This window comes from Brevibacillus sp. HB2.2, from assembly GCF_013284275.1.
Lineage (GTDB): Bacteria > Bacillota > Bacilli > Brevibacillales > Brevibacillaceae > Brevibacillus > Brevibacillus brevis_D.
The window spans coordinates 29425-52390 of the sequence record NZ_JABSUV010000028.1; the positions used below are offsets into that span (position 1 = coordinate 29425).

Annotated in this window: 24 protein-coding genes; 11 read left to right on the forward strand and 13 right to left on the reverse strand. The window is 47.1% G+C overall.

Going from position 1 to position 22966, the window contains the following annotated elements; all coding sequences use genetic code 11:
- The first annotated feature begins 142 nt into the window (after nt 1–142).
- The gene (locus tag HP401_RS31260) at nt 143–1642 is read left to right on the forward strand and encodes an IMP dehydrogenase (protein ID WP_012684407.1); all 1500 of its coding nucleotides are present in this window, start codon (nt 143–145) and stop codon (nt 1640–1642) included.
- A 46-nt stretch (nt 1643–1688) separates the two neighbouring features.
- Here HP401_RS31260 and HP401_RS31265 read toward each other — a convergent pair whose 3' ends face one another.
- The 13 genes from HP401_RS31265 to HP401_RS31325 all read right to left on the reverse strand — a co-directional run bounded on the left by HP401_RS31265 (nt 1689) and on the right by HP401_RS31325 (nt 11247).
- On the reverse strand, nt 1689–2780 hold the full coding sequence (locus HP401_RS31265) for a GerAB/ArcD/ProY family transporter (protein ID WP_173606253.1): 1092 nt from the start codon (nt 2778–2780) through the stop codon (nt 1689–1691).
- A 37-nt stretch (nt 2781–2817) separates the two neighbouring features.
- Nucleotides 2818–3051, reverse strand: a complete 234-nt coding sequence (locus HP401_RS31270; RefSeq protein WP_173606254.1) for a hypothetical protein — start codon at nt 3049–3051, stop codon at nt 2818–2820.
- 69 nt (nt 3052–3120) lie between these two features.
- Entirely contained in the window at nt 3121–4323 is a 1203-nt protein-coding gene (locus HP401_RS31275) for a Ger(x)C family spore germination protein (RefSeq protein WP_173606255.1), read from the reverse strand.
- A gap of 55 nt (nt 4324–4378) precedes the next feature.
- The gene (locus HP401_RS31280; protein WP_173606256.1) at nt 4379–5890 is read right to left on the reverse strand and encodes a spore germination protein; all 1512 of its coding nucleotides are present in this window, start codon (nt 5888–5890) and stop codon (nt 4379–4381) included.
- A gap of 125 nt (nt 5891–6015) precedes the next feature.
- Nucleotides 6016–6990, reverse strand: coding sequence for an aldo/keto reductase (locus HP401_RS31285; protein WP_173606257.1), 975 nt, complete (start codon nt 6988–6990; stop codon nt 6016–6018).
- A gap of 75 nt (nt 6991–7065) precedes the next feature.
- Nucleotides 7066–7872 (reverse strand): sigma-70 family RNA polymerase sigma factor, encoded by an 807-nt coding sequence (locus HP401_RS31290; RefSeq protein ID WP_064201895.1) that lies wholly within the window; start codon nt 7870–7872, stop codon nt 7066–7068.
- 22 nt (nt 7873–7894) lie between these two features.
- On the reverse strand, nt 7895–8476 hold the full coding sequence (locus tag HP401_RS31295) for a lytic transglycosylase domain-containing protein (protein WP_173606258.1): 582 nt from the start codon (nt 8474–8476) through the stop codon (nt 7895–7897).
- Nucleotides 8470–9045 (reverse strand): dTMP kinase, encoded by a 576-nt coding sequence (locus tag HP401_RS31300; protein WP_087342261.1) that lies wholly within the window; start codon nt 9043–9045, stop codon nt 8470–8472. Before HP401_RS31300 ends, HP401_RS31295 begins: the two co-directional genes overlap by 7 nt.
- Before the next feature lie 4 nt (nt 9046–9049).
- Complete coding sequence (locus HP401_RS31305; RefSeq protein ID WP_087342257.1) at nt 9050–9469, reverse strand: hypothetical protein; 420 nt, start codon at nt 9467–9469, stop codon at nt 9050–9052.
- A 37-nt stretch (nt 9470–9506) separates the two neighbouring features.
- Nucleotides 9507–10061: a sigma-70 family RNA polymerase sigma factor gene (locus HP401_RS31310; RefSeq protein ID WP_173606259.1), complete on the reverse strand. Its 555-nt coding sequence runs from the start codon at nt 10059–10061 to the stop codon at nt 9507–9509.
- Nucleotides 10062–10379: 318 nt separating this feature from the next.
- A complete protein-coding gene (locus tag HP401_RS31315) occupies nt 10380–10547 on the reverse strand; it encodes a hypothetical protein (RefSeq protein WP_173606260.1) in 168 nt (55 codons plus the stop codon).
- A 90-nt stretch (nt 10548–10637) separates the two neighbouring features.
- Nucleotides 10638–10898 carry a hypothetical protein gene (locus HP401_RS31320; RefSeq protein WP_142498371.1) on the reverse strand — a complete coding sequence of 87 codons (261 nt, stop codon included), beginning with the start codon at nt 10896–10898 and terminating at the stop codon, nt 10638–10640.
- Nucleotides 10899–10992: 94 nt separating this feature from the next.
- Nucleotides 10993–11247: a hypothetical protein gene (locus tag HP401_RS31325; RefSeq protein ID WP_173606261.1), complete on the reverse strand. Its 255-nt coding sequence runs from the start codon at nt 11245–11247 to the stop codon at nt 10993–10995.
- 134 nt (nt 11248–11381) lie between these two features.
- Here HP401_RS31325 and HP401_RS31330 point away from each other — a divergent pair, with 134 nt between their 5' ends.
- The 10 genes from HP401_RS31330 (at nt 11382) to HP401_RS31375 (ending at nt 22966) form a co-directional block, all read left to right on the forward strand.
- Nucleotides 11382–11813: a hypothetical protein gene (locus tag HP401_RS31330; RefSeq protein WP_173606262.1), complete on the forward strand. Its 432-nt coding sequence runs from the start codon at nt 11382–11384 to the stop codon at nt 11811–11813.
- Nucleotides 11814–11917: 104 nt separating this feature from the next.
- The gene (locus tag HP401_RS31335; protein WP_173606263.1) at nt 11918–12769 is read left to right on the forward strand and encodes a hypothetical protein; all 852 of its coding nucleotides are present in this window, start codon (nt 11918–11920) and stop codon (nt 12767–12769) included.
- Between the two features lie 169 nt (nt 12770–12938).
- On the forward strand, nt 12939–13343 hold the full coding sequence (locus HP401_RS31340; protein ID WP_087342237.1) for a hypothetical protein: 405 nt from the start codon (nt 12939–12941) through the stop codon (nt 13341–13343).
- 98 nt (nt 13344–13441) lie between these two features.
- On the forward strand, nt 13442–13672 hold the full coding sequence (locus HP401_RS31345; RefSeq protein ID WP_254457130.1) for a hypothetical protein: 231 nt from the start codon (nt 13442–13444) through the stop codon (nt 13670–13672).
- Nucleotides 13673–13731: 59 nt separating this feature from the next.
- Complete coding sequence (locus HP401_RS31350) at nt 13732–16986, forward strand: hypothetical protein (RefSeq protein ID WP_173606264.1); 3255 nt, start codon at nt 13732–13734, stop codon at nt 16984–16986.
- A gap of 12 nt (nt 16987–16998) precedes the next feature.
- Complete coding sequence (locus HP401_RS31355; protein ID WP_173606265.1) at nt 16999–17610, forward strand: S-layer homology domain-containing protein; 612 nt, start codon at nt 16999–17001, stop codon at nt 17608–17610.
- 48 nt (nt 17611–17658) lie between these two features.
- Nucleotides 17659–19074 (forward strand): hypothetical protein, encoded by a 1416-nt coding sequence (locus tag HP401_RS31360; protein WP_173606266.1) that lies wholly within the window; start codon nt 17659–17661, stop codon nt 19072–19074.
- Between the two features lie 11 nt (nt 19075–19085).
- Nucleotides 19086–22121 (forward strand): M23 family metallopeptidase, encoded by a 3036-nt coding sequence (locus HP401_RS31365; RefSeq protein WP_173606267.1) that lies wholly within the window; start codon nt 19086–19088, stop codon nt 22119–22121.
- Nucleotides 22121–22540 carry a hypothetical protein gene (locus HP401_RS31370; protein ID WP_064201880.1) on the forward strand — a complete coding sequence of 140 codons (420 nt, stop codon included), beginning with the start codon at nt 22121–22123 and terminating at the stop codon, nt 22538–22540. Before HP401_RS31365 ends, HP401_RS31370 begins: the two co-directional genes overlap by 1 nt.
- Nucleotides 22541–22546: 6 nt before the next feature.
- Nucleotides 22547–22966 (forward strand): hypothetical protein, encoded by a 420-nt coding sequence (locus HP401_RS31375; RefSeq protein ID WP_012684382.1) that lies wholly within the window; start codon nt 22547–22549, stop codon nt 22964–22966.

Below are 22966 nucleotides of genomic sequence, written 5' to 3' on the forward strand. Positions count from 1 at the left end.
GACCTGTTCGCAATTTCAGGAAAGAAATCACTCCTTCTAACGATTCCCTATTGACGTTGTCGTACTTCACGGTTAACATGGTAAAAATTTCTCTATTAAAAGAGGCAGTTCAAAAATCAATTTCACCTAGGAGGAGAGAATCGTGGCTTTTTATTACACAGAACCATCTCGGACGTTTAATGAGTTTTTGTTGTTGCCAAATCTCACCACAAAAGAATGCACACCGAACAATGTGGACTTATCCACTCCGATTACCAAGTATAAAAAAGGTGAAAAGCCTGCCATCTCACTAAACATACCGTTCTCATCCGCAGTCATGCAAGCAGTTTCCGACCATCATATGGCGGTCGCATTGGCTAGATGTGGCGGTATTTCGTTTATTTTTGGCTCCCAGTCCATCGAGAGCCAAGCAACCATGGTTCGCAAAGCAAAAGGCTACAAGGCTGGTTTCGTCGTGAGCCGATCCAATCTGACGCCAAGCCATACGCTGAAAGACATTTTGGAATTGAAAGAGGCGACAGGCCACTCCACCGTTGCCATTACGGAAGATGGTACGGCAAAAGGCAAGCTGCTCGGAATCGTAACGGGTCGCGATTATCGCATCAGCCGCGACTCTCAGGACAAGCTCGTCAGCGACATCATGACTCCATTCTCGAAGCTGATCTATGGCAAATCCGGCATCACGCTCTCCGAAGCCAACGACCTGATCTGGGAGCACAAGCTCAACTGCTTGCCAATCGTAGATGAAAATCAAAATCTCGACTTCCTCGTTTTCCGCAAGGACTACGATTCCCGCAAAAACAATCCGCTGTCCCTTTTGGACGCGAACAAGAGCTATATCGTAGGTGCCGGTATCAATACAAAGGACTACAAGGAGCGCGTTCCTGCGTTGGTGGAAGCAGGCGTTGATATCCTGGTCATCGACTCCTCCGATGGCTTCAGCGAATGGCAGCGCGAGACGGTTCAATTTGTAAAAGAAAACTTCAACGTTCCGATCGGTGCAGGTAACGTCGTCGATAAGGAAGGCTTCCGCTATCTCGTGGAATCGGGCGCAGATTTCATTAAAGTAGGGATCGGCGGCGGTTCCATCTGCATCACCCGTGAGCAAAAAGGAATCGGACGCGGTCAAGCCTCTTCCCTCATTGAAGTGGCAGCAGCTCGCGACGAGTACTTCAAGGAAACAGGCATTTACGTTCCGCTCTGCTCCGACGGCGGAATCGTACACGACTACCACGTGACACTGGCTTTGGCTATGGGTGCAGACTTTGTCATGCTGGGACGTTACTTCGCTCGCTTCGACGAAAGCCCGACCAAAAAAGTGAAGATCGGCAACAACTTCGTGAAAGAATACTGGGGAGAAGGCTCCAACCGCGCTCGCAACTGGCAACGCTATGACACTGGCGGCAAAAGCAGTCTCGTCTTTGAAGAAGGCGTAGACTCCTACGTACCATACGCAGGAAGCCTGCGCGAGAACATAGACCGTACCTTGAGCAAAATCAAATCGACCATGTGCAATTGCGGGTCGCTCTCCATCTCAGAGCTTCAGCAAAAAGCGCGAATCACCGTCATCTCTGCTACCAGCTTGGTAGAAGGCGGCGCACATGACGTTATCTTGAAAGAAAGCAGCATGGCTGCTGAGTAAGACAATCGGCGCGTAATCACAAAAAACCAGTCTGCAGCTCACAGTGCTAGCAGACTGGTTTTTTTCTTAAGGCCCCCACACTCAGCAAAAGAACGGGCAAGAACAAACCGTACGTCAAGGAATAAGGCATCCAAATTTCTGAAACGAAAGTATCAAAATACGAGCGGTTAGGCATCGTCGCCAATGCCACCACAATCATGATCATCCCCAGTGGCAGTGTCAATTGGCGGTAATCTCGCAACCCCAATGTATACGCGATTCCACAGCTCGCCGCATAATAGCAAATGGTAATTTTGACAAAGAGTGTGATAAACCAGATTACGGCCATCAACACTTCTATTCGCTCCAAAAAATTACCGATACTGATTTTTTGCGCAAGTGTGTAGCTTGGGTAGGCGAGTAGTACAGTAATATCGGCGCCTAAAACCAAGATTGCCACAGAAGTAATCATCGTCAGGCAAAAATTCGCGAAAAGGATGCCCCAGATATAAGCTTTGGCAGCACTCGCTGGCCGTTTTACCAAGGGAAACATCACGATCAGAATGACCGTTTCCAGCAAATAACCCACGTATCGGAAGTTCCCCCCGATAACAGGAGCGATTCCATGCGCTACCACAGGCTTCACATTTTCTATTTTGATCTGGGGGGAAATAAATGCGATCAAGACAAAAAAAAGCAACAGAAAATACGGAAACAACAGCTCACCCACTCGAGAAAAGGCTTCTGGTCCACTGCGGACCCCCATAATGATGATCACCAAAAAAAGGACAAGAATAATTTCAATGGGGGTCTCCTGCATAATCTGCGTCGTGACAAAATCGCCAATCTCCATCAGCATGAGCGAAGCGTCGATGAAGAAGTAGGTGATGAACAAAACAGCCACCGCTTTCCCTATCCACTTTCCCAATATTTCCTCGCTGTACTGAAAGATAGACTTGTTCGGATACCGCATACTCAGCGAAACATACAGGTAGGTTAAAAGAAAGCCTTCCCCCCACCCCATGAAGGCGGAGATCCAGGCGTCCTGTTTGGCAGCGGTAGCAGTAAGGGATGGTACGTACAAAATCGCATCACCAATCCCGAAGAGCGCCACGAGTATCATGAATTGCCTTGCGCTAATATGACCGTTGTCTATCAATTCCTCTCGCTCCCCCGCCTCGCTGCTGGCTACTGCTTCATTCCACAGTTCCCAAAATGAAGTCGCTGAATGGTTTATAGACAAATGTGATCCAGTCCAACGGGTTGGGAATATTCACCCTAAGCGATTCGGCTATCCCAAGTCCCGTCCCAACTACAAGCAAAATGAAGAAAACCAGCAGTTCCTTTTTCATCGCGTTCCTTCTCAAATAAGGCACCTCAAAGAGGGCAATGAGTAGACTGATCAGCAAAATCAATATGATGGTCCACATGCTGTGCAGTGCACCTACTTTTTTTGCAGGATTACCTTTACCATTTCCACAGATGGAAAAAGTTATGCTCTACTCCTTTTTCATGAAAGGAATAAACGAATTGCCCACTTTTCCTGTCCGCCTGATCTTCACGTCTGTTTTGATTTTCACTTTCAGGTTGGGGAATTGAGAATCCCAATCCTCTTTTACCTTTTCCCACCCTTTGGGGTCATTTTTGTAGATCGACTTGCCAAATCCAAAAACATCCGATCGGTATTGCTTTTGCGCTTTATGGATGGCGCTTACGATTTTGCCTCGGATCTGCTTTTCTACGTCAGCTTCCAATTTGTAAATCGTTTTGGGATCGGACAAATCGTTGCTGCATGCTACCTCGCCCACATTGCCTTCTGCGGAAATGCTCACTTCCACTTGTGGTTTGCCTTTTTCCATCTTGCCATTGACAGTTGTTTTGTTTCGGATGATCTCAATGACTATTTTATTGTTTTTATCACAAGGAATTTCTTCTACTGTACTGTCCACCCTGTCTGTGATGTAGCTGAATCCGATGCTTTCCTCTTCGTTAAACCACCCACGTAGCTTGTCTCCTTTGAAGACACCGATTTCGTGGTACCTCAATAATGATGACTGGCTTTCCTTTTGGGAATTCCCCCCGGAAGTCCCCATATGTACCTTCCCTTTCGTATTAACGCCTACCAACACTGGCTCGATCCCATCCCGTAGCAAATCCGCAATAAATTCATCCAATTGAATGGAGACAATCGATCCCCAGGCACTCTCTGCTGTTTCCAAGCTTTTATAGAGCTTCGTCGCCGGGATTTTTTCCAGTGGATCGATCATGCTGAGAATTTGTAGTGCTGTCGCGTCCTTGGCTAGAATGACATAAAAATCAGGCCGGACCTCATGATCGCGAAATAACAAATCCAGCACTTCCTTTGCCCCTTCTTTTGCTATCTGCTCCCCTAAAACCAGCACCTGGATATGGGAAAAGTAAAGCCTTCTTGGGGTTACCGTTGTCATTTTCCGGATTCCCTCAAAAATGCTGGATGCCCGCATGCTGTAAGTCGCAACAGATGATTGGTTCATTCCCCCTCCCTCTTTTGACGCTACCCCTCCCGGATTGACGATTTGGGCGGATATCACGTACTCTCCGTCAATCTTGTCGATACCTGTTCCCATGACGATCGCCAAATCATTCAATTCTCTACGATTCCAGCAGCCTGTCAACAAAACGAGAAGAGCAAGGGTCAGGAGGAACACCCCTTTTCGTTTCATGCCGTCTCCACCTCAGTTCATCATTATTTTTCATCACCTCGGCACGATACTTACGCTATATTTTACTTTTTCGTTCTCTGACGCTGTTTTTCTGGCGCAAAAAATGGGGACGCGTATGCATCATCCAGATGGGAATTCGAAGCAGTGTATCCTTTTGATCGGCCAGATTCACAGGGGCCAGCGGAGCCATATAAGGGACACCAAACGAGCGCAAAGTGCATAGGTGAATGCACAAGGCGATCATCCCCACAAATATGCCGATAAAACCAAAGCTGGCGGCAAGTGCTATCAAGCCAAACCGCAACAATCGAATTGGAATGGACATGGAAAAGGAAGGGAAGACAAAGCTGGTGATTGCCGTAATGGAAACGACGATGACCGTAGCGGGTGAAACCAGTCCTGCCTGCACAGCCGCTTCCCCCAGCACAAGTGCTCCCACGATGGATATTGCTGATCCAACCGCCCTCGGCATGCGCACTCCTGCCTCTCGCAGCATTTCAAAGGTAAACTCCATCAACAGCGCCTCGACTGCAGCAGGGAATGGCACTCCTTCACGCTGGGCTGCTATGCTCATGAGCAGGTTCGTTTGCAACATTTCCTGATGAAAGGTGGTAATAGCAACATAAATGGATGGACCAAGCAACGCGATAAAAAAAGAAATAAACCGCAAAATACGCAGGATCCCAAAATCTGCACGCATGTAATAGTCCTCTGGAGACTGGAAGAATTGGACAAAGACGGCTGGTACCAACAAAACAATCGGTGTACCGTCCACCAGAATGGCGACGCGCCCTTCCAACAGCCCGGCTGCCACAGAGTCTGGACGCTCTGTATTGTAGATGGTCGGAAACGGCGTGAAGGTATGATCCTGAATCATTTCTTCAATGTTCCCGCTCTCCAAAATTCCGTCGATCTCAATCTTTCCCAGCCGCTCCTTTACTTCTGCCACTACGCTGTCCTGCACGACTCCTTTTATATACATCATGGCGACTTTGGTCTGTGTCATGTCCCCGATCTGCACGGTCTCCAACCAAAGATTGCGATTATTGATCCGCCTGCGCACCAAAGCCGTATTGGTTCGGAGGTTTTCCGAAAACGCTTCTCTGGAACCCCGAACTACCGTTTGCACGGAAGTCTCCTGAACACCACGATCTTCCCACTGCTTCGTATTTGCGATAAATCCGTTGGAATATCCATCTACCAAAATAACGGTATCCCCCGTCAATAGCGCATCATACAAATGGTCAAAGTCATAGACCTCTTCCACTCCACCAATCGTCAGCAGGAAATCCTTCATTAGTATCAATGATCTTTCTTCGCACTCGGCTTCCGCCGGGATGTGCGCTTTTTTTGCATGGAGCATAAGAGACTCCATGAGGCTGCTAATCATATTTTTATCGACCAGACCCTCGGTGTACAAAATCCCTACCACAATCTGATCAACTGCTTCCAGACGTACTTGCCTCGTCACGAGATCCGTGCTGTTACCCAGCTCTTTTTTCACCTTTTCTAGATTTTCGTCCAGCGAGCAATGAAAAAGCGCAGATTGTTTTTTTGTATCCATCATTTCGAATCACTCTTTTTCCAATTCGGGATATGTTTACTATCCCTCATGGCTGTGGGGTCTATGCTGAACGCAAAAAAGCCCCCTATTCAAGGAGGCTTTGGGACTGAACATGTTAGTCATCATTGTTACGGCAAACGATATACGGCAAATGGTTCCCCATTTCGATACGTATCACTCAATCGGTCCAGCTCTGCCAAGGTCGCTTCATCCAACGCCAACGCTGCACTTTGCAAATTATCCGTAAGCTGCCCTACACTGGTCGCACCCACGATCACCGAAGAGACAGCCGGCTTGTGCATAAGCCAAGCCAGAGACAGCACACTGGAGGATACACCTAGCTCCACCGCTATCCGACTGATTTTACGTCCAAACTCCAGCTTGTCTTCACTTAACAGCCGGACGAAACGCGGCTCCTTGTCCGCCCGCGAACCAGCCGGAGCCTGTTCTGCGGAGGTATATTTGCCTGTCAAAATTCCGCCAGCAAGCGGGAAGTACGGAATGATCCCCACCCTCTGATCAAGACAAAGCGGTACGAGTTCACGCTCCGGTGTCCGATCTGCCAATGAGTAGCTCACCTGCGTCGATATGTATCGATTCAGCCCTTCCCGCTGACTGATGCCAATTGCCTTCATCAATTCCCAGGCCGCATAGTTGGAAGCCCCGATGTAACGCACTTTCCCGGATCGAACCATGTCATCTAGTGCGCGGAGTGTTTCCTCCAAAGGCGTCTCTGGATCAAACGTATGAATTTGATATAAGTCCACATAATCGGTGCGCAAACGCTTCAAGCTTTTCTCCAGCTCCAGCATCAGGTGGTATCGCGATGAGCCTCTCTGATTTGGTCCTTCGCCTTTTACCAAACCAGCCTTCGTCGCCAAAACGACCTCGTGCCGCTTTCCTTCAAGAGCCAGCCCAATGATTCGCTCCGATTCTGTTTGCGTGTAAATATTTGCCGTATCAATAAAGGTAATCCCGTTTTCGATTGCGGTATGAATGATGTTTACAGACGTTTGCTCATCCGCACGCCCTCCGAATGAGTTCGTACCTAATCCCAATGCCGATACCTTCAATCCACTGCCACCGAGTCGGTAGTATTTCATATTGTGATCGACCTCTTTTCATAATAGGAGTGCTCCTCTATTATCTCCTATTTGGGTGGGGATTGAAAAATAAGATTAGGAAAGTTTATTTTTCGAAATATTCTGTATTTTTTTCATAGTTCTTGATACACACATTTGGGATACATTTAAAAATTCTGCTGTTTGTGTCTGATTGTAGCCTGCCATCCTTAGTTGCAGGACTTGCCACTCTTTTAATGAAATTTGATTTTGCAGTTGCGCAAGCAAAGCAGTAACATATAGCTTGTCCAGCACGTACTCTTCCACGTCTCGTCCTTCGTCCTTCAAGACATCCATAGCGGTGGCAGCTTCATGGCTAGAAGCGGATGCCTTCAAAAACGGCTCTTGTAAATACTTCACAGGTCTCCCGACATCCAGCGCTTTTTTGATCTGTTCCACATTTTCACCCAACAGTAGGGACAATTCTTCTATGGTAGGGAGATATCCTAAGTCTGCTTCGATTTTACTGATGTGATGGAGAATCGTTGTTGCCGTTCTAGTCGGCCGTACAATATTTCCGCTATCTCGCAAAAAGCAGTTGATCTCCCTCACAATCGTTATGACTGCAAAGGACGAAAACTTCACGCCTCTTGCTATATCAAAGGCTTTGATTGCCTTGATGATTCCCATTCTCCCCAATTGCAAAATATCCGCTTTTTCCAAACAATATTGCTTCACTAATGTCTCCGGCTTTCCGATATATTTGTGCACAGAATGCCAAATGAGCTCTTCATTTGCGAGTATAACTTCACCAAGATACTCACTGTCTTCCTTGCAGCGGCGAATATTCTCCATGTTATACAAGGAGTATTGTTCTTTTTTCTTGCCCAATCTCTGATTTACGAACACAGCATGCTCACTCATAATACCTCCTCCCAGCCTATCTTTACGATTCTCTTAATAAGCCGCTCATTTTTTTGTAGTGGGCCATGACTTTTGTATAGTAGCCATCGTGATAACGATTTCGGTCGACATTTCCCTCGCCTTGGTTATAGGCGATGATACTTAAACGAAGATTTCCATATTTCTTTTGCAAGAGATCCAAATACTTGATACCCGTTTGTAGATTGATCACGGGATCAAATAGGTCATCAGGGTGAACTCCCAGCCAGCTTCCTGTCCGCGGCATGATTTGTAATAATCCTCTTGCCCCCTTGCCGGAGATCGCGTCGTCCTGAAAACGGCTTTCCTGCCAGATCATCGCCATGATCAAAACCGGATCTATTTCGTATTGCTCGGATAATCCAAAAATCGTTTCTGTATAAAGCTCGACTGTAGCTTTATCAAGTCTTGATGCAACCTGTGTGATTACGTTGGAAAGCTCCTTTTTTCTATGCCACTGCCTATCTATGTCCCCGGCCAGCTTCACCACAGGATGAACTTCCGACAGTCCCTTTTCTACGACTGGCAGTACAGCATTTGCGGGAATGAGCACTGCGGCAACAATGCCGATAAGCTTTGTTAGCACGTAACTCGCTTTTTCAGATGTAGCTGATGAACCGCTTGCAGAATGTTTTTCTGCATTCTCTCCACGCCGATTGCCGTATCCAGTGTATGTACCGATCGGCGCGAAGCATGGGCAAGGGAAAGATAGGCTTCCTGCACCTTTAGCAGCATGGCATGATTCGCATCTACTTCGGTTCGCAGAAAAAAGGTTGCATCAGGTCGCTTCGTCAAATCACTCATCGTGGCATACCAGGAAAGGGGAGTATCTTTTATATAGAAATAGTAGTAATTGGACAGTTCATAATGATCAATGATGATAAAATCAACGTTCTCCTTCGAAAGCCTCGCCATTTCTCGCTGATAGTCCAGAAAGTCCGCTTCAAAAAGCTTTCCTACCGCTTTCTCATCCAGCTCAATTTCGCAGCGAAGCCACATGCCAATGACCGCTCCGATCGGGGTATCTAAACGCGGAAATGATACTCTTTTCACTTTATAACCGAGGCATCTCAAATTTTCTTCCAGCAACGCCGCTTGGGCTTCCTTCGCATTGGCGTCAATTCCTTCGAAAGCGACAATCGTGGGCTGTCTCATGGCACTACTCCGTCTCCTCATTTGTCGAGATTTCCTCTGCTGCTTCACGAAGCTTTTTCTCTGCTTCAAGCTCAGCAGCCTGAGTAGCCAGATGATCTGCTAGCATTTGCTCGAATTCTTCCTTTGTAATCTCATAAATCTCGGAGTCGAGTGGGTTTACCGTGTATCCCATACCGTCGGTCAGTAAAAAGTTTGTGTAGGTCAATGGCTCCTCACGAAACTCCTGCTTTTCGTAGTCGAAAGCAATGACTGCTTTTTCAATGCCCGCTACGCAACCGCCGAACCAGATATTTACCTCTTCTTCTCCACCTTCTGCTGTAGGTGTTGTATGCATATTGGTCGGAACGTGTACGTATTTCCCAATGACCTGATGGGAGAGCTCCTCGGTCAATTCCTCATTCATCTTTTTCAACAAAACTGCCATGCTGGATCATTCCTTTTCATCGATTATTTGTGTATGTCTACAGCTCACCGTACTGCTTCAAAATTGCCTTGATGATTTGACACACTCTTTCCTTGCTGATATTGAATCTCTGGCCAATTTCCTCATGGTAATAGCCTTCACTTCTCATCTGGAGAATCATCTTATCTCGCGTGGACAGCTTCATATACTCCATGATGTCGAGCATCATCTCTACTTCCTCATATCGAAACTCCTCACTCGGAGCGGCAATACGGCTGATCATCGTTTCCTCTTCATTCTCATCTCCACTAGAGACTAGAACTGCATTACTGTTTGTCAGGTTTTTTTGGGTGCCGGCTTTTCGCAAGCAGTCGCGAATTTTATTCGTAATCACATGATCGACAAAGGTAGTCACTCTGGCTTTTTCCTGATCGTAATCCTTCATCGTGCGATACACCTTTAAGAGAACCTCCTGGACGACATCATCATGAGTCATTCCAGCAAACGTCATCCCTGTCAGCTTGGCTTCACAGTTTTCCTTGGCCTTCTGCAAAAAATCATCGACTTTCCCTGCGAAAAATAACTCGTCCATTTGGTGAAGTTGATCTGTCATGAACTTCATCCCCTCCTCATGCTCCTATTCATAGTTGCTCTATCACACTAGGTAATGGGAGGAGGGTTTTAGCAACCAACTTTCAAAATTTTTTTCGGACAAGTTTGCAAGGTACCAGCCGTGAATACTTTTCCATTCAAAATCTTCCAGGAAGCACACTGACGCTTGATGTACCGTTGGCAATCGCGGCAAATGTCATGAACGACACAATGACAAGTCATGGGCACAACATCCTGTTCCTTTGCTGACATCACGAAGTCATTGACTGTCATTTTCTTTTGGCAGGCTTTTTCATAATCACATCCCTGACAGGCCATGCTACTCACCGATCCTGACAATCCCAATTCCTTTTAGGGACGCAGGATTCACTTGAACATGCTCGCGAAAGAACTCTTCCAAAACGGCTATGGGGGTGTCTTGGGTCGACGTATATTTCATGACCTGCACCTGCTGTCCATCTGCCGAAAAACTAATCTGATAGTACATGGTTTCTCCCCTCCTTTTGCTTCTTGTCGAATCTATACGAAGCGCTTTGAGATGAATTAAGCGGAATTTAAAAACAAAAAAACCAGCCGTTTATTCCAGCTGGTCCTCTACATATAATTCCTCTATCATTTCCTCTGTGATATTCATCTTCCCAAATTCCTGACAAACTTTTTGAAGTCCAAGCAGCAAGGAAGCATTTTCTGTGAAAATCTCGTTCAGATCCATTCCCAACATGCCAAGCGCGTCACTGAGCTCCTCCCAGCCTTCGCGATCGATATCCTCTCCTAGTAGAAATTCAGCTAATGCAGCAACAATTACGACATACAATACAGCTTTTTTGGAATCTCTCATTCTTATCCCCTCCATTCTTATTTGTTGGAAATAGAATAGACAGTTTGGAATGAGTTATCTCCCTTTCAAAAGAAAAAGCCCGCTGTGGACGGGCTTACTTTACATCTGAGATGATTTTTTGAATCAAACTTTCATCAATCAAATGGCTGGCTACTGTCAATGCCTTTGCCATTCGCTCCTTATCTCCATCAAAAACCTCGTGGATAATGTGACGCACACTTTCTTCATTCAGCATGAAGTTCTTTGCCATCGCCATAATCCCAACAACAGCTTCATGATCTTCGAGCGCCTTCGCAGAAACTTTTTCCTTTGTTTGTTTAATGATGATTTGTATTCCATCACTTCGCAATGTTATGACCTCCTGGCTTCTATACGAACCAATTATGTATTTCAAGGGAGACATCCTCCCCATCTGTCTAATCTATGAACGTGGTAGGAGCACATCTTGTTTCAAAAATCCCTAGAAAAGGAGGTGAATCATTCATGGTTGTCGACCTCTACCACCATCTCTATGAATTACTTTCTGCGGATAGTCAGTTGCTCGCATTACTCGGAATTGCTCCAGAAGACAAGGACTCCCTATCCAAGCAGATTATCAAGCGAAGAAAACTAGCTCCGCTATCTGATGTTGCGAAGCCGCTCCTTTCCTTCTACGCAACCTCCGGAAAGCGCGACACCGGTAATCCGCTCCTTCTCACCAGCTTTTTCCGATTAGATGTGATCACGCCTGGCGATATCGAGCTAGCGCATCAAATCGCAAATCACCTTTTCCATCTCTTAGACGGCAAAAGCTTATCGATGAATGGAATAGAAGGTTTGGACATGTATGTTGTCTCGCAGCAGGAATCCGATACGGGTCATTCCTCTGCGTACTGCTTCACACTAGTCACGAAGTTTACTTTGCAAGTTTGTTAGACATTTCAAAACCCCGTCTATCCTATGACAAGCTGATCGCGATTCCCTTTTCACACGATTCAGCAACAGCACACAAATCCCCTATCTAGAAGGAGTGACTTTCATTGTCTAAAAAAATGATTATCAAAGGTGTCGGTCAATTTCTTGCCAAACGCGCTTCCAAGGATGGAAATGGCGTCGAAGTCATTACGCTTGGTAATATGCAGGACCTGAAAATTGACATGAATGTTGAAATGGAGGATATCTTTGGCGGCGATGGACTCTTCGCCATTGACACTCTCGTAAAATCCAAAAGCATTGAGATTACCGCAACGGATGCCAAATTTGATCTGGCCGCGCTTGAGCTGATGATGGGCTCCAAGCTGCAAGAGCAAAAGAGCGACTATGTATATGTACTGGGTGAGCAAAAAGCAGTCACTGCTGGCAGCCTGGATCGCACAGGATCCACTGGTGGCGCTGGTGTTTGTGAAGTTGACTTTGGCGGTACTCTCTTCAACGGCGGCGGATTTGCTGTTCGTCTGAAAAATAGCAATCGCCTGTTGAAGCAAGTAAACCTGAGCACGTCTGCTGCTCCAAAAGCTGATGAATTCATGGTGGATACATTCAAGGATGGCAGCGAAGATAAAGCTCGTCTCATCTTCTCTCCTGCCCTGCTCAATGAAGATGTGGTCTTCAACTATCAGCGAATCGAAACCGTAGACGTGGTCGACATTTTGATGGATGAAGTGCCATTCCCGGTTCATGTTGTCCATCACGGCTCCTTCCTGCAAAAAGACGGAACCTATGCAGGTATTGAAACAGAGCTGTTCTCCTGCATGGCAAAAGGCAGCTTCTCGATCGATGCGGCACGCTCCACAGCTAGCACTTCCGCTATTTCCTTGTCCGTTATTGATCCAGAGCGAGCAGATGGCAAGCTAGGCAGTGTGAAACGCTTCGTGTCTAACAAAAAAGTGTAACTCTTTCGAGGGTAATCAGGCTGAGTGGAGAGCCCCGTGCTCTTCGCTCTTGCCTTGTATTTTTTCAAAGGGAATAACTTACAACGAATCATAGCGAACGACAACGCATTTTAGCAAGTAGATATATTTAACAAATACAATCTAGCATTGTTCTAGGAGGGATTCTTCCGTGCTAAACCACCAAGAAGATTTGGAAAAAAAACACGCAGAGATGATGAACCAGGAAGCTGTAGAGCGGATTAAAAAACAGCAGGAGGCTGATCTGGTAGAGGCTATTTTCTTTGAAGATGATAGTGAAATCATGCTGCGTGACGGCAAAACCTACCGGATTCCGCCTGTGACCTTAAAAGACGCCCGCATCCTGATGAAAAAGCTAGGAACCGTTCATATCGACGCGATTATCCTTAATTTTCTCCCGTACGAAAACAAGGAAGAAGACTTATTCGATATCCTGCTTCTGGGCTTTCGCAACTACCCTACGGTTACTCGTGAGTACTTGGATGAACATTGTGATTTGGAGACGGCCAAAAAGCTTATTAACATTCTCATTGGTCTAAACGGCTTAAAAAAGTAGAGAGTGGCGAGGGTGACAGTTCCGCCATTCGCGATACGGAATCTGGTGAGCCACTTGATTGGGGCGATCTATTTTTTCATCTCCACAAGGATTGTGGTTTGAAGAAATGGGATATTTGGGAGTACACCCTTCCCCAAGTAGCAGAATTAATGAAGAGAGTGAACAAATATATTCAATTTGAAGTAGAGACACGCATGGGTTTTCCTTTCTTAAGAAGAAAGGGTACGAATTCTGCTGCCAGTTCTCCCCATGCATCTAATTCGCAAGACTATCAGGAAATTTCCGAAGACGATATTGCCGTACTTGGCAAAGTGTTAGGTGGTCTATAACCCGTTTCTGTCTATTCTAAGACCAGAACGGGATTTTTCTTTTGAGGAAGGTGATATTCATGGAAACTCAACGTTTGACCGATGCCCTCCGCTCTATAACGAATGCTGCACGGAGTTCTGTAGAGCAGTCGGCATCCCCATTTCGAGCCGAGCAAGCTATCCCATTTTTTCAAGCAATGAATCAGCAACTGTATGAATTACGCCAGATGATACACGACATCGAGTCGAAGCCACTCAGCTTTTCCCGTAAGTACGAGTCTCAGCCAGTTTCCCAGGCTGCTCCTGCTTCCCGGCTGTCGGTAAGTACAGGAGCCATTTCCCCGTTTCGCTTTGCTACTGCTCCTGATGCTCCCGTTAAAAGAACAGAAAAGTCCTACGGCAAAGGAAGCACCCTTTACCCAAAAGCATGGGAAGAGGCTGGCGTAAATATGTTGCAAAACATGATGAGCAACGGCCTTCATACGCTTATCGCCTCGATGGATAGCGAAAATTGGGAGTCAGCGAAATCTTTGAACCGCCTGATAAAAAAAGCAGAGCGCAATTTTTTGTTCAAGGATACAAACATGATGGACTTGGCTCAGGCACGCGTTTCAGGACGCACGACGAATCAAAAACAAGTAGAAGAAGAAGCACATGGCTTGCGCCAATACTTGCGATCAGGAGTCAAACAAGACCTGCGGGATATCGCGCTAACACATGCCGTCAGCCTTGAAGAAGTAACCAGAGCCTACTATACGTCTTCTCGCCGATCAAATGACCCGCATGTAACGGTAGCCAATATTCGGGAGAAAGCAGCCATGTTACCAAATGACCCTCTTGCTCCCCAAACCCGGATGCAAACCATCTGGCAGGCAGCCTCCCTTGAAGCATTCGATATTTTTAAAAATCAGCCCCGTAGCTTTCCCGCGCTTTTGTTGCACCTGCTTCAGCGCATGAGGGAAAGTCAGAGCCAATTATCGCTCGCTGTTCGTCTGTTGAAAAATACTGCGGATCAATACGGAGGAAAAGCTGCCTACGTCAAAGCCCGGCGCAATCTTCATGAAGGAAGTGAGCACCGAAGAAAAGAGCGTGTTACCGCACTGCTTGGTCAATCCTCTTCTCCCTTTACACAAGAAGCGCTGGAGATCCAGTCCTGGCAATTGCAAAATCTGTCTTCCTATCAGGCAGCCCGCACTCGATTGATTCGCAACAGGCTCGAACAGAAAAAGGTCCAAGAGCTGTATCCGCACAATGGCAAATTGTTAAAAGCACTGATTGCAGAAGAGAAAAAGCTGCTGAAACAGTTGCATCTGCTCCGGCTGAAGATGCGCGATGTAGAGCGTCAGGCACATTTGCTCGCCAGCCGAATTCATTTGACCCAGCGGGCATTCGGTGGTTTGCAAAACACGATTACCACCTTGATTCCTGCCGTCACCTCGCTGGACGAGAGACTGCGTGCTCTCTCTGATACGTCCGTTGCTACTGATGAGCAAATCAAGAACATGACCAGTGACTTAAAGCAGCAGGAAAAACAGCTCCAGAAAACACGGGAAGCCTTGAGGGAATTGACAGAAGCACTGTCCACGGCTGTACCCAAACCTCCGAGTGCCGCAGCGGGTCCTCAGGCTGCTCCCTCAGCTCCCGCCGCCAGCAGTTCATCCTCTACCGTAAGCAAACTCCCCCCAGTTGCTGCTGCTCTCCTTTTTGAGGAGTTCTCAGGTGATCTCAAGACGAAGATACAGGAAAAGCTCAAAAAGAAGGAGGACAAGAAAGAATCGGACGATACGGAGGACGATACGGATGAGTCAAGCTCCACGCAGGATACCCCACCGAGAGGGAGCGCAGACAGAGATCCATCGCCTCCCGATAATGATCCAGGCCCAAGGGTACCACTATGGCGAAAAGGATTAAAAGCCGCCGGGAACTTGTTAAAAGGTGTTGCTCTCGCACGCGTTGCCATGACAGCGGCAGAATTTTTGGATGGCTTAAACACAGATTGGGTGCAACCTATGTTTATGTCCGATACCCAGCGGCAAAGCAGAGTGTTGGAAAATCAAAAAGGCCTCGTGGACAAAATCACGAGTATCGACAAAATGCCTCCTGGTTTAAAGCATCTTTTTTTTGTAGATACCGCCATTACAGGTATTTCAGATGGTTTGATCAACTTACTGGGTGGCACTACTCCTTCATTTAGCGATTACTATAACGCTTACGAAGCTGCTTACAAATATGATGGAAAAGACCTCACAAATGAGTTAGATAATACCTTCCAGTTAGACAAGAAGGAAGCTCAACTCGAATTCGATAAATACAAAGCTGCGAACAAAAAACGTGAGGAAAAAGACAAGAACTCATTGCTTATCGATATCGATGACAGCGGCTCCAAGCTGGACAATACCCCAATTACTTCATGGGAAGAGGTCAAAACACTCGACCTTGGCAAAGAAGTGGTTGGTCATCACCTGGAAAGCCTCTCTCTAGAGGAAGGCAAGTTAAGATCCGAATTAAAGAGAACGCAGGCTACTCTTAGAAATCAAGGTAAATCCGAAGATTCTCCAGAAATGCTGAAAGCTTATGATGATTACTACAGTGGCATTAATACGAAACGGAATGAACACTTAGCCTTTTTCGAAGAGGTATTCGCTAAAATCCCTAAGGGTTCAGATGCCTCTGACGTAGTAGACTCAGTAATCGCTGATATAAAGGCTTCTATCGCCCAAAATAACCTCGATAAAAACAACCATACCTCCGGCACAAAAATTAAATCTGCGATGAGCAAAGTGAGCTCTGACCTGGAAAATAAAGAGCATCAGTATTACATTGACCGAAGCGAAGCAGTCTTAGCTGGTCACAGTTCCAATTCTGAATTCATGAAGAATCTCGAGGAAAAATATTTACGCAGTACGATTGAGTCGTTAGATGCAGGGAATTCTGACATGGATCGTCTTTTGGCTGAGTACCAAAACAACGAAACATATAAGAAAAGCATCGAGGACTTTAAAAAAGGTCTCGAGAAAGCCAAATACGACAATCTCGTATCTCTGCACATGTCCAAGCAGCCCACCAAAGGAACCTTCAACATGCCCGACGGCTTGCAGCCACTGACATACTGGGGCATGCAAACGGCCAATGGAACACATAGCACCTACGACTTTACCTATGGCGGCGACAGCAATGTGAACATTACCATCTCCAATATGAGCGGAACGGAGGCTGACCTCCAACGCCTCGGCTCGACCGTCAGCGAAGCCGTTCGTAATACACAAGCAAGCCTTTCCACCGAATTAAGCCAACAAGTCCGCTCTGGAATCGCCACGAGCTACACGAGATTGTAAGGAGGTACAGAAATGACCCAACAATACGCCTTTGGCACTGCCAATCAGCGCTACAGAAAAAAGCTGTTCCTTGATACTGGCTTTGAGTTCATGGAAGTAAACGCCCGACTCATCGAGCCGTATTCTCCGCCAAGCCCCCAGCCTTCCTTGCGCGAAATCAAAATCATTAACGCTCCCTCGCACATCCACCACTCCGGTTTTAGCAGCTACCAATGTTCATTGACCTTGCTTTTTCCAGACAAGGAATCGTATAACGATTACTTGAGCTACGCAGGCTGGACCCACAAGTTTTACGATGAAAAGGGAAGCATTTTTCTCGGAAGCGCAGAATCTATTACCCCCCAAGTCCTTGAGGCAGGACGGCGCTACAGCGTAACCGTCGATCTGATCCTCATCAAAAAAGACTCAATTGAGCGCGAATCACGCTTTCAGTTTCAAGATATTGAAGGGCATTGGGCACAGAAAAACATTGAGGAAATGGCCGATCTCGGGCTCATCACAGTCATTACCCGAGACGGGAAGCCCGTCATTTACTTCCGCCCCAATGATTTCGTGACACGCGCCGAATTTATTGCTTTTTTGAATCGGACAAGGCGGCTGGTAGAACGGATGATTCGGGAATAGCTGAGGCTGTTCCGGGTTTCTGTCTACTCTATATAGGAGGTGATGAAAATGATCAGCTGGGCTGATGTGAATGAAAAAGACTGGTTTTTTAATGAAGTAATGGAGGCCAGCAATTATTTGATGGCTGACGGAGAACCGTTCATTCAAGGAATTGCTTATGGCTCCTTTGAAAGCAATGCTCCTTACTTGCATGAGGAGTACAAGGGCTCCACCGGACAAAAAGTTTTTACGCTTGCAGCCAAATTGACACCGGGTGCAGACAACCCCCTCTTTGTCTATATTGACGGCACGCAAACCCTTTTCAAAGAAATTCGGCCGAATCAAACAGACCCGAACAAAACGGACGTCGAGCTGTATTACGCACCATCTGCCAACTCAGTTGTCGCTTTTACCAGCTTCGGCAAGCCTGCCTTGGACCGTTTTGGCAAACCGATTCCCCCCAACTCCTCTTCCTTTGCTTATCCGAACAAACGCCTCGATAACGGAGACACGTATTTCTACAATCCGTTTAGCCGCCAATTCAACGAGTATTTGTACGCATATGGTCGCTCCTTGAAGCGAATGGATGTGCCAGAAGAGGAATGGAAATCGACACCGGCCCAAGACCTCGCCAAAAAATATATCGGACTCAAGCAAGACGTCTACATGGTCAGTCCTGCTCCGGGTGCAACGCTTTATCTACCCTACAATCTAAACGGCGTACAGGTGCGCTTCATCTACAACAGCTACGAAAACGGCGCTCTGTTTATGCGAGGCGGATACTTTTCGGTGAAAAGTCCTGGCGTATGGAGAAACGATCGCTTCTTTCCCAATGCCTACATCAATCGAGCAGAGGCTTTTCTGCTCATTGACCGGCTTCGGCGCTCTTTTTACCAACGCTTTACGGATTCACAACCTCCCACTCAGCGGCTGGATGAATCCCATACGGCATACGAGGGGCAACGTGTTTTTCGTCTGAACGGTACCTATCCTGCGGGTAAAAAGCTGCTTGCCGTCAAAGTGGATGGAAAAGTGGTCAACAGTTCCGACTATCAAGAATTTGATGATCATACGGTACTGTTCAACATGCCGCTTGAGGCGGGCAAAAACGTTCATTTCTTCTATGTTAAAGAGACGAGCACCCGCTTTGAAGATGTCGGGCGCGAAAAGTATATGTACAACAGCAACACCGGGGAAAAAATCGCGCTAAACGGCGGGATGACAGGCAGCAAGCCTTCATGGTGGGCACCATCCGTCCTTTCTATGGAAGACGAGCGATTTGGCAACGGTGATTACCTGGTCGAAGGGATTGCGATCAACAATTTCGCCGATGGAGCAGCTGTCGTCAACCATATGTACGAGGTATTTTCATCCAACGCGGAAGAGAAAGAAAAATGGTTCATGCCTTACTCGTTGCTCACCCGGGCACAGGCCGTCTCTTTTTTGAATCGCTTTCGAAAATGGTCCCTGGAACGGTTTAAATAGGAGGTGCTTTCATGCAAACGATGTCCAATGAGCTCCGCAGAATTCTCTCCGAAAGACTCAAACTCGGAGAATTATCGAAGCCCGCGTGCCGCGTCGAGATAGATCGACTCATCTTCGTGCCGGGCCGTACCGAAGAACTCGATTTCATTATGAGTGATCGGCGGGAAGAGAAAACATTGACCCGCACCATCATTCAAGATAGTTCAAAAGAGGGCGGAACTGCTCTATCCAAGATTTCTTTTGTCTTTCCTGTCGAGGGCAAAAGCATCCGAGATATTACAGCCTATATGGGCGACAACCGCAACCACAAAGGGATTGATATCGCTTGTCCGGTTGGTACGCCCATCAAAGCTGCCTGGGCTGGCAAAGTAAAAAAAGTGACCGTGTCTGAAAAATATACGAGCTTTGGCTTTCGCGTAGAAATTCAGCATGCGGATGGCATGTGGACCCGTTACGCCCATATGAGCGAAATCCACGTCAAAACCGGGGATTATGTCACACAAGGCACTATTATCGGAAAAAGCGGCAATACAGGAGACGTCCGCTCTGCCGGCGTTACGAACATGGGCACCTATGACGATCCCAATTCCCCCCGCTCCAAAGGAAGAGGTGCTCATCTGCACTTTGAGGTCTGGAACGGACAAGCCGTCATCGATCCGTTTCCTTATATGAATGGCTCGAAGCATCTATTCGCTGCCTCTTCCAATAACGGCGCAGGAGTCACAACCGATGCCACCTATGTTGGAACGCCAGGAGCAACTCTTTTTGACGAACGCTTTACCAATAATACGTGGCACACAAAATCTGTCTACAAAGTAGACGAGCTGACCAAAAAGCTATCCATGATCGAGAGAAGCACGACGGAGCATAGCAACCTCACCTTTACCTTTGATCCCAAAGGGTACAAGACTCTCTTCCCCTCCCCTACCGTTACGACAGGTATGAATCTCAAGCTGACCTCCGCTCACCCCGGCATTTTCAGCATGGGGTTCTCCACCAACTTCGGTGAAGGTGCCGGCGAGCTGCGCGTTTTTTTCAATGGAAAAATGCAAATCAAGGTCAACAAATTCTCTGGGACAGAAAACGTAGAGATTCGTGATATCCCCTTTCCCAATGGCGAAATGGAAATCCGTATTGAGCTGTTTTGGAATGGAAAACAAGTCAATCGCTTTTCCCTCCAGTACATTCAGATCAAGGAATTGCAAGGGCGACCCGATCTGTACGGGAACAAAGACAAAGTCGATCCGACGATACAGCAGGAGTTTTTTGAGGAACGGGAAATTACGAGCACCTTCATGCCTGGTCAGCCGCGAAAAGTATCGCTCCAGGTCGGAAAGTTCGTCTATATGGACACCCTTACTCTGGACAATATTAACCACATCGAAATGGACGACCAGTTTGAAATGGATTCACGTGAGGCACGGATCACGATTTCAAACCCGGGCGGCTACTACAGCCCGGACTATAATCCGTTTTACTTTCCGGAAACCTACAAGGAAACCCCTTGGTCTTATTTTGTGAATGGATTCCATGTCGGTGTCCTCTCCGAAAATACTCCTGTCCGGATCTACATGGGTTACGGTCTGAATTTGATGCGTGTGTTTACTGGGCTGATCGACAAGCTCGATTTGAATGGCGAGGAATCGACCATGACCATTTACTGTCGCGATATGTACAAGAAGATTTTGAACAAGGTCATTACTGAGGACAAGCAGTATCCTCCAGACGTCGGGCATTCTGCTGCACATGATATCAATGTTTTTTCCTCGATGTCTCGTCGGGACAAAATCATCTCGATGGCTAAAAAGCAGGCCAAGCAGCAGGGCCCAGAGCTCGATTATAAATTTCTGCTAGCCATCGCCGAGCATGAGACAAAAATGGGGACGCTCGGGAAAGGGATGCCTCCAGGAGACTTCATTCTCGGATATGGATGCTATACCGGTGAAAAATGCGATCCGCAATACCAAGGAATCGAACGACAGCTCTATCGCGGAGCCGTTCGCTATCGGGAAGCCATGGCGAGCAAAGGCTGGCGCTTCCAATCTGTCGACGACGTCAAATATTTTTGGCAAGGAGGAGACAAGGGAGCTTACCAATGGGCAAGCGATACGAATTGGTATAACAGTGTGTGGCAAATCTATCAAAAGTTCCGTTCCAGCACGGAGTTTGATCCAATCCCCGAGTGGGAGGGTACTGCACCTGTCCCAACCGAACCAACCGCTAAAGCCGCCTACCTCAAATCAGCTATCGTACAAGACTTGATCGCCCATGCAGGAATGTATAGTTGGCGCAGCAATCCGCAAGACATTTACTATCCCTATGCCATTGTACAAGAGACAAGCTATACCCACGCGACGCAAGCGACAGGCAAGGTTTTCAAGGCTGTACCGGATAAAGAAGGCGAATTCGTAGAAGTCGATGCCGAATCCATTTTGACCCCAAAAGGTTGGAAAAATCCTTTTATTGAGCCGCCCGGACGCAAATTCGAATCGTATCAATACAAAGTGGGAGAAGCCATCGCGGAAATCATGAAGGATACAGAATTCCGTTCCTATTGTGACCGTTACGGTACGTATCGCTTGGAAGAGATTGATATGAATCGGCCGATTGTAGCTACTTATACGGAGCACGACAATTTGATCACGATTCATAAGACGATCGACTTTTCCCGTGGCAGGAGCCATCTTGTCATTTTGGACGAAGAAAATAAGGCTGGTCATTTCGTAGATACCGAGATTTTGATGGAGCTAAAAGGCGAGGTCCGCACAGGCGTGAGGCACGTTCCTTCTGCGAAGACAGACGAATTGAAGCGACTGGCCGCGCGACGAACATTTTTTGATATAAAACGCTTGTGCCGTACGCTGCAAATTTCCATCCCTGGTAACCCTGCCTTGGATGTTCTCGATCGTATTTACATTATCGACTCCAATACAACCACCCGCGAAGCGTATACCATCAAAGGAATCCGCTCGATGTTCGATGCACAGAACGGCTATATGCAAATCCTCGATTTATTTTGGAGCAACAACGAGGGGGCGATTGTGTAATGGCCGGGATTGCGAATGATTATTTGATTTATCCAATCCTCGATCTGATCCGCGATGAAGTCCACCGTACCAAGACAGTAACAGCAGACCCGTTCGTCGAGGAACCCTCTGTACGTCTAATACGGGAGCATCCCCTCGATCCGGAAAAGGTCACGGGTGCCAAGCTATTCTACGAGTCTGGCTATATGCTGGATATTTCCCTCACATTTGGCTCTACAGACACGACCACCTTCCCACTTGAAGTCGATCAGCTCCATCCAGACTGGGAGTACTATTCTCTATGGCGCTTGACCTCGGTTACCGCTGCGGGCTACGCACCTGACGGAAAAACGGTAGGATCTTATCTGATCCGTCTACTCTATGATACGAGGGGCCTCTTAACTGGCACCGATGTCCTTCGTATAGAGAAAGAGAGGTGAGTACAAGTGGGCTTCTCCGTTGTTTATTCGGGCGGGGGCGTGATCGACAAGGTACGTGAGCTCCCCTACCCGCACTTTTCCAAATTTACTGAGCCCTTCATTCGCGGACGCATGATTGATGTAACCGCGTCCAAGCAAGTCTTTTCCGATACCTATGCCCTTCCCTACCCGACAGAATTTTTATCCGTGGCGTTTGCTACCAATAACTACTGTGTCGGCGATTACTGGGAACTGAGTCTGGACGGTGTGAAGGTCTGTGAAACGATTTATACGAAAGAGCTACCGGAGTCCGTCTCGATGGGTAACAGCTTTGGGATCGTCTATCCGCTAAAGCCAAATGCGCAGATCCGCTTTGACTTCCACAACATTTCAGGTACGGAAAAGAAAGTTTGGTACAATGTGAAATTTTTACGCAAGAAACTGTAA